This window comes from Sulfitobacter sp. (assembly GCF_041552635.1).
Classification (GTDB): domain Bacteria; phylum Pseudomonadota; class Alphaproteobacteria; order Rhodobacterales; family Rhodobacteraceae; genus Sulfitobacter.
This window is the reverse complement of the sequence record NZ_JBFEKM010000181.1, coordinates 1-7,510: the sequence shown is the minus strand read 5'-3', so window position 1 is coordinate 7,510 and position 7,510 is coordinate 1. Positions and strand designations below refer to the sequence as shown.

Genomic DNA, 7,510 nt, shown 5'->3' with positions numbered 1-7,510 from the left:
CGCCAAGGCTGGATGCCCCCCCACCCAACCGTCTATTTGCGCCGGAGCGTGTTTGACAGCTGGGGGCTTTATGACACGTCCTATTCTGTCGGTGCGGATTACGACGCGATGCTGCGCTATCTGTCTAAGGGCAAGGTTAACCTTGCTTATCTGCCCGAGGTCATGGTCAAAATGCGACGTGGCGGCAAGAGCAACGGTTCAATCGTCAACATCCTGCGCAAAAGCAGCGAAGACTATCGCAGTATTCGCAGAAATGGCGTTGGCGGATTCGGAACTTTGGCGCGCAAGAATCTCTCCAAAGTATCGCAATTTTTCTAATACGCTACTTTTGGCGCTTGCCCGATTCAATGTCGTAAGACGGCAAGGTCTGGAAAGCACTTTTCAACGCGTCGCCCCACCCCTTTGAGATCGACTGATACATCGGATCTTCTTGTTCGATTCGGGTCTTGGTTGCGATTTCGAAGGTGTCATTCTCATAGGTTTGAACGTCAATCGGCAGGCCGACCGACAGATTAGCCTTGAGCGTTGAATCAAACGACACCAGCAACAATTTCACTGCGTCTTGCAGGCTCATGTGGGGTTCATAGGCGCGGACCAAAATAGGTTTGCCATATTTCGTCTCGCCAATCTGGAAGAACGGCGTGTCTTCGGTGATTTCGATGAAGTTTCCCTCGGGGTAGACCAAAAACATCGTGGGAAATCCGTCTTTGATCTGCCCGCCAACGATGACGGTCGCCTGAAAGCTTGCGGCTGTCATTTGCCCTTTGCTTTGGATTTCGACAATCACTTCTCGCAGGGTCTGGCCGACCAGACGCGCCACCTGAAACATCGTTGGTGCGTGCAGAATGCTTGGATCGCGTTCAAGCGCTTTTTTCGAACGCTCTTCCAGCAGGCTGATTAACGACTGCGTTGTGGCAAGGTTGCCTGCGGTCATAATTGTGATCAACCGTTCGCCCGGCACCTGAAAGGTGAACATTTTCCGGGTGGTTGAAAAGTTGTCAACGCCCGCATTTGTGCGGGTATCCGACATGAAAACCAGCCCCTTGTCCAAGCGAAGCGCCACGCAATAGGTCATTGTATTCAGTTCCGTTCAAAATTGTTAAGTCGGCAACGCCGAAACCATGGCCCGACTTACTGCTGGACCTGAAGATTTACAATCATAGTTTCTTTTGCGTCACCAACCCGTAAACCTGAAAACGGTGCGGCATCATGATAATCGCGCCCGACCGCAAGGCGAACATAGCGCGCATCGGGGCTTTGGGTGTTGGAAATGTCGAAACCGACCCAGCCGAGCCCGTCGACATAAGCTTCGGCCCAGGCATGGCTGGCATCTTGGTCTATCTGGCCGTCCAACATCAGATATCCGCTGACATAGCGTGCAGGAATACCGCCCGCCCGCGCGGCGGCAATAAAGATATGCGCATGGTCTTGGCAAACGCCTGTGCCACCCTGCATCGCCTCTTCGGCGGTGGTGGCGACATAGGTGCCGTCTTTCCCATAGCTTACCTTTTCAGCGATCAGGTTTGACAGACCGTGAAGACGGTTCAAGGTGTTTGAATCCTTGCGGTTCTGCTCGGCGAGCGCGCTTATTTCGGGGCCAGGCGTCGTGAGGGCTGTAGGCTGGCTGAAGTACCACAAAGGCGGTCCGTTTTTGGGAAGCGGCACAATGCCCGCCGTATCGGTGGTATCGACTGTGCCAGCGGCAGTTATCGAAATCGATTGCCCGCCCGCATCGACATTGACCAGATGTACGTCATTGCCATGATGGTCTGTGTAAAAGGCCTCGATCACGCCGCCTTTTAAGGTAACGTTCCAATCGACAATCTTTTGGCAGGGCACCACTTGCGGCGTCAGTCGTAGCTGTTGCAGCGCATAGTCAACAGGCTGGTCATAGCTGTATTTTGTCGTGTGGCTGATCTGAAGAAGCATGTCTGGATCCGCCTATTTGTTAAACCGAAAATCGGTTTCTATCTGTAGACCAAGGGCATTGTTCTTGGCAATGAATTCACTGATGAACTGGTGCAAGCCATCGTCAAAGATGGTGCTGATATCCCGCGATTTCATGTCCTTGTTCAAAGTGCCTGCCATATCATTGCTTGGCATTCTGACGCCATAATCGTCCGCTAGCGCATCCAGCTGCGCAACAACCTGACTGATGCAAAACGCCAAAGACCGGGGCAGGCGGCGATCCAAGATCAGGAAATCCGCAATCGCCGAAGCGGTCATGTCACCTTGGTTCAGCCAGCGGAAAGACCGATGTGCTGATACCGACCGAAGCACCGTTTCCCACTGCACGTTGTCCAGTGACGAACCCACAAAACTGACCGATGGCAACAGTGTATAGTATTTCACATCTATGATGCGCGCGGTGTTGTCAGCCCGTTCAATGAACGTTCCAAGCCGCGAGAAATCATAGATATCATTGCGCAGCATGGTGCCGTGCAGTGCGCCGCGTACCAAGGCGGAATGCTGGCGGATCGTGGCCAGCGCGGCGGGCAGGTCTTTTTCCTGCACCGGGACCTTCAGCAGATCGGTCAGAACCATCCAGTTTTCGTTCACGGCCTCCCAAACTTCGGTGGTCAGGGCGGTGCGGACCAACCGCGCATTGTCGCGCGCTGATTTGCTCACGGACAAAACGCTTGACGGGTTGCGGGTGTCGCGCAGCAGATAGTCGATCACTTCTGTCGCGCCGTAGTGGTCGTAGATCTCGTCGTATCCGCGCCGCACACCTGATGTGGTGACGACCGATTTCCATTCCGTTTCACTGTCGGTGGACCGGGTCAGGGCCATCCGAAACCCTGCCTCGACCATGCGTGCTGTGTTCTCGCTGCGTTCAAGCAAACGGAACATCCAGTACAGACCTCCTGCGGTTTTGCCTAGCATTGTGCTACTCCTCCAAAACCCAAGTGTCTTTGGTTCCGCCGCCCTGGCTTGAGTTTACCACCAGCGACCCTTCTGTCAGCGCGACCCGCGTCAGCCCGCCCGGGGTGATGTTGATGCCCTTTGGCGATACCAGCACATAGGGCCGCAGATCAACGTGGCGCGGGGCCAAGCCTTTGTCGGCAAAGATCGGCACGGTCGACAGCGACAGCGTTGGCTGTGCGATGTAATTTGCAGGGCGCGCACGCAGTTTGGCCGCGAAATCCTCCAGCTCTTGTTTGCTGGCTGCGGGGCCGACCAACATGCCATAGCCACCCGATCCGTGCACCTCTTTGACCACAAGATCCCTTAGGTTATCCAGCGTGTATTTCAGGGCATCGGCCTCGGCGCACCGGTAGGTTTCGACGTTTTTCAGCAACGCCTTTTCGCCCGTATAGAATTCAATGATCTCAGGCATGTAGGAATAGATCGCCTTGTCATCGGCGATCCCCGCGCCGGGGGCATTTGCGATGGTGATGCCACCCGCACGGTAGATGTCCATGATGCCGGGCACGCCCAACATGCTGTCGGGGTTAAAGCTAAGCGGATCAAGATATTCATCGTCGATCCGGCGATACAGCACATCGACAGGCTCGTACCCCAAGGTCGTGCGCATGGCGATGCGCCCATCAACGACGCGCAGATCATGGCCTTCGACCAGTTCGACACCCATCTGGTCGGCAAGAAAGGAATGTTCGAAATAAGCGGAGTTGTGAATGCCGGGTGTCAAAACGGCCACGCGCGGCTTACCAGTACAGGCCGGTGGGGCGGAATCACACAGCGCGCGGTGGAGGCTGCCGGGATAGGTGCTGACAGGTTTGACGCGCACCTGGCTGAACAGCTCGGGGAACATCTGCAACATGGTTTCGCGGTTCTCAAGCATATACGAAACGCCCGAAGGTGTCCGCGCATTGTCTTCGAGTACGAAAAACTCATCCGGTCCGGTGCGCACAATATCGGTGCCCACAATATGAGTGTAAACTTTTCCCGGAGGGCTGAACCCCATCATCTGCGGCAAGAAAGCATCGTTCTTGGCGACTAGCTCATAAGGGACGATGCCCGCGCGCAAAATTTCCTGACGGTTATAAACATCGTGGATGAATGCGTTGATCGCCGTGACCCGTTGCTCAATGCCTTTGGATAGTTTTGCCCACTCACGTTCAGCGATGATACGCGGGATTAGGTCGAATGGGATCAGCCGTTCCTGGGCCTCGGCCTGACCATAAACATTAAAGGTAATCCCGCTGCGGCGAAAGAATGTTTCGGCTTCTTGGGACTTGCGCGTCAAATGATCGGGGTCTTGCTGGGCAAACCATTTATCATAACCACTGTAGGGGTTTCTGACGCTGCCAGGCGCAGAGATCATTTCATCGAAATGTTGTTTATTTTTTTCCATGTCTTAACGTTAGAGCGCAATTCAGGAACCACAAGCAGGATTTATTTAGCTGTTCCACAAGCAGGTCCCAAGCTGTGCCATGATGTGAAATGGCCGCCTATTTTTTAGGCAGTTGCGACGTCGGTCGTTTGGCCCCTTGCATCCTGCTGGCTTCCGAATGCAGGATAGCGCATGGATTTTTCAGCACCTTACGATACGCGCCGCGGGCCATTGTTGGCGCGCAATATTGTTGCCACGTCACAGCCCTTGGCCGCGCAGGCGGGGCTTTCGATGCTTTACCGTGGTGGCAATGCGATTGATGCCGCGTTGGCGGCGGCAATTGCACTGACTGTAGTTGAACCCACCGGCACCGGCCTTGGCAGCGATGGCTTTGCAATTTTGTGGGATGGGGCGGAACTGCACGGGCTAAATGCCTCGGGGCGGTCCCCGGCGGGGCTCGGGTCAGATGAGATATCGCAACGCGGTTGGGGCAGCGTTACCGTGCCGGGGGCTGTATCGGCTTGGGTCGCCCTGTCTTCGCGGTTTGGCGCATTACCCTTTGAGACACTGTTCGGTCCGGCAATAGACTATGCAGAAAACGGTTTTGCCGTCTCGCCGATCGTCGCGCGGCTTTGGCAACTTGGCGGAGAGGCGCTAGCCGGTCAGCCCGGTTTCGCAGAATGTTTCTTGCCAAACGGCAAGGCTCCCAAAGCAGGCGAAACGTTCCGCAATCCGGCACAAGCGCAGTCCTTGCGGCTGATCGCCGAGACAAAGGGTGCCGCGTTTTACACAGGGACGTTGGCCGAACAGATTGCAGCAGATGCCGCGCGCCACGGTTCGGACCTGTCGATGGACGACATGGCGAACCACCGTGCCGATTGGTGCGGCACCATCCAGCAGGATTATGCGGGCGTGGCCTTGCATGAAATACCGCCGAACGGGCAGGGGATCGCTGCGCTCAGCGCGCTTGGGGTGCTCGGGCATTTCGACATTGCCAGCCTTGACCCCGACAGCCCGCAAGCGCTGCATTTGCAGATCGAGGCGATCAAACTGGGTTTGGCCGATGCCGAAGCCTTTGTTGCAGACCCTGCGCATATGGAGGTGATGCCAGATCAGATGCTGGCCCCTGACTATCTGGCTCGCCGCGCGCGGGAAATCGACCCTAACAAGGCGATATTGGCGCAGCAAGGTGCGCCCAAGCATGGCGGCACTGTCTATATTACCGCAGCCGATGCGTCTGGAAAAATGGTGTCGTTGATCCAGTCGAACTATATGGGCTTCGGGTCGGGGGTCGTTGTTCCGAACACCGGCATTAGCATGCAAAATCGCGGGGCGGGGTTTGTGACCACGCCAGGACATGCCAACCGGATCGGTCCGGCCAAGCGGCCCTTCCAGACGATTATCCCCGGTTTTGTGACACAAAATGGCGCACCCCTGATGAGCTTTGGGGTTATGGGCGGCCCGATGCAGGCCCAAGGCCATGTGCAGATGGTGACGCGGATGATGGTCCACGGGCAATCCCCGCAGTCCGCAAGCGATGCGCCACGTTGGCGGTTCGTCGCGGGCAAAGAGGTGGCCGTCGAAAGCACAATGCCCGACGCGACCGTGGCGGCGTTGGAACGCATGGGTCACAAGATTGTCCGCGAAGCACCAGATAATGCCTTTGGGTTCGGCGGCGCACAGTTGATAGCGCGGCATGGGGATGGCTATGTGGCGGGGTCTGACCACCGCAAAGACGGCGGCGCGGTTGGGTTTTAGGCTGGATTAGAGGCTGATCATGACAATAGAAGATCCCGAAACGCTTTTGCGGTCCCTGTTTGATCGCGCGGTCGAAGTGGCCGACCCGATGCAAAGCCTCGCACGGGTTCTGCCCTCTAAGCCCGCGGGCCGCGTTGTCGTCATCGGTGCCGGAAAGGCCAGCGCGCGCATGGCCGAAGCCGTCGAGGCCGAATGGGGACCTTGCGAAGGGTTGGTGATCACCCGCTATGGGTATGCGCGCCCCTGTCAGGGAATCGAGATCGTAGAGGCCGCGCATCCTGTGCCTGACGCAGCAGGGCAGGCCGCGACGCTACGCATGTTGACGCTGCTAGAGGGTCTTGGCCCTGATGATTTCGTGCTTGCCCTGATTTCGGGTGGGGCGTCGGCGTTGTTGGTGGCCCCGTTGGGTGACATTACATTGGCGGAAAAACAGGCGGTTAATGCCGCGCTTTTGGCATCGGGCGCGCCGATCCAGCAGATGAATGTTATCCGCAAACATTTAAGTCGGGTCAAAGGCGGGCAGCTTGCCGCTGCGGCTTATCCGGCGCAAATGCTGGCGCTGATGATCTCTGATGTGCCGGGGGATGACATGTCGATGATCGGGTCTGGGCCGACGGTGGGCGATGCGACGACAACCGAAGATGCCCGTGCAATTTTGGCGCGTTGGCAGATCACCCCGCCCGCGTCGGTTGCAGCAGCGCTTGAGCAGGGATCGCAAGTAATCGCCCCCAACGATCAGAGCCTGACAAAGGTGCAAAATCAGATTTACGCCGCCCCCGCGCAGTCTCTTGACGCGGCAGAGGCATTGGCAGTCGCGAATGGTCTGACCGTAATCCGCCTTGGCAACGATGTTGAAGGCGAAGCGCGGCAGGTTGCGCAAGATCATGCGGCACGTGCCTTGGCCGCGCAAGCCAAGCTTGGCTCGGATGACGCGCCGGTCGTTTTGCTTTCGGGGGGTGAATTGACGGTTACACGGCGTGGGGACGGTGTTGGCGGTCCCAATGCCGAATATTGCCTTGCCTTGGCGTTGGCGCTGAACCGGGCACCGCAGATTTTCGCACTAGCTTGCGATACGGACGGTGTTGATGGCGCTGCCGAAGTGGCAGGTGCTATCGTGACCCCTGATAGCTTGCACCGCGCCGACATCGCAGGCGTCGACCCTGCGCGTGCCTTGGCCGAAAACGACGCGCATCGGTTCTTTGACCGTATTGAGGGGCAGGTGGTGACGGGGCCGACATTGACAAATGTGAATGATTTCCGCGCGATTATTGTACTGCCGAAAACCCGGTCGATCTGAAGAAACCTGCCTAGACACGCACCAACTGAGGATGCTGTTCAATCAACGCGCCGCAGCTTTGCACGAATTGGTCCATGTACAAGACCAATTCGCCGGGACACAGCGCCAAATCAGCATCAGGCCCCGTCAGGTGGGCGTTTATCTTTGACGCGCAGTCGCGT

Annotated in this window: 6 protein-coding genes and 1 pseudogene; 3 read left to right on the top strand and 4 right to left on the bottom strand. The window is 57.1% G+C overall.

Annotated elements, in window-relative coordinates; all coding sequences use genetic code 11:
- Positions 1-318 (top strand): annotated as a pseudogene (locus tag ABYT07_RS17410) (glycosyltransferase); the annotation flags it as partial.
- Positions 319-322: 4 nt separating this feature from the next.
- Here ABYT07_RS17410 and ABYT07_RS17405 read toward each other — a convergent pair.
- The 4 genes from ABYT07_RS17405 to ABYT07_RS17390 are packed head-to-tail and all read right to left on the bottom strand — an operon-like array spanning position 323 to position 4,315.
- Entirely contained in the window at positions 323-1,075 is a 753-nt protein-coding gene (locus ABYT07_RS17405; protein WP_372993298.1) for a peptidase, read from the bottom strand.
- A gap of 56 nt (positions 1,076-1,131) precedes the next feature.
- Positions 1,132-1,929 carry a transglutaminase domain-containing protein gene (locus ABYT07_RS17400; RefSeq protein WP_372993297.1) on the bottom strand — a complete coding sequence of 266 codons (798 nt, stop codon included), beginning with the start codon at positions 1,927-1,929 and terminating at the stop codon, positions 1,132-1,134.
- Between the two features lie 12 nt (positions 1,930-1,941).
- Positions 1,942-2,883: an alpha-E domain-containing protein gene (locus tag ABYT07_RS17395; RefSeq protein WP_372993296.1), complete on the bottom strand. Its 942-nt coding sequence runs from the start codon at positions 2,881-2,883 to the stop codon at positions 1,942-1,944.
- 4 nt (positions 2,884-2,887) lie between these two features.
- Positions 2,888-4,315, bottom strand: a complete 1,428-nt coding sequence (locus tag ABYT07_RS17390) for a circularly permuted type 2 ATP-grasp protein (protein ID WP_372993295.1) — start codon at positions 4,313-4,315, stop codon at positions 2,888-2,890.
- A gap of 171 nt (positions 4,316-4,486) precedes the next feature.
- Here ABYT07_RS17390 and ABYT07_RS17385 point away from each other — a divergent pair, with 171 nt between their 5' ends.
- Positions 4,487-6,052, top strand: a complete 1,566-nt coding sequence (locus ABYT07_RS17385; protein ID WP_372993294.1) for a gamma-glutamyltransferase family protein — start codon at positions 4,487-4,489, stop codon at positions 6,050-6,052.
- A gap of 19 nt (positions 6,053-6,071) precedes the next feature.
- Entirely contained in the window at positions 6,072-7,349 is a 1,278-nt protein-coding gene (locus ABYT07_RS17380; protein WP_372993293.1) for a glycerate kinase, read from the top strand.
- The last annotated feature ends 161 nt before the right edge of the window (positions 7,350-7,510 follow it).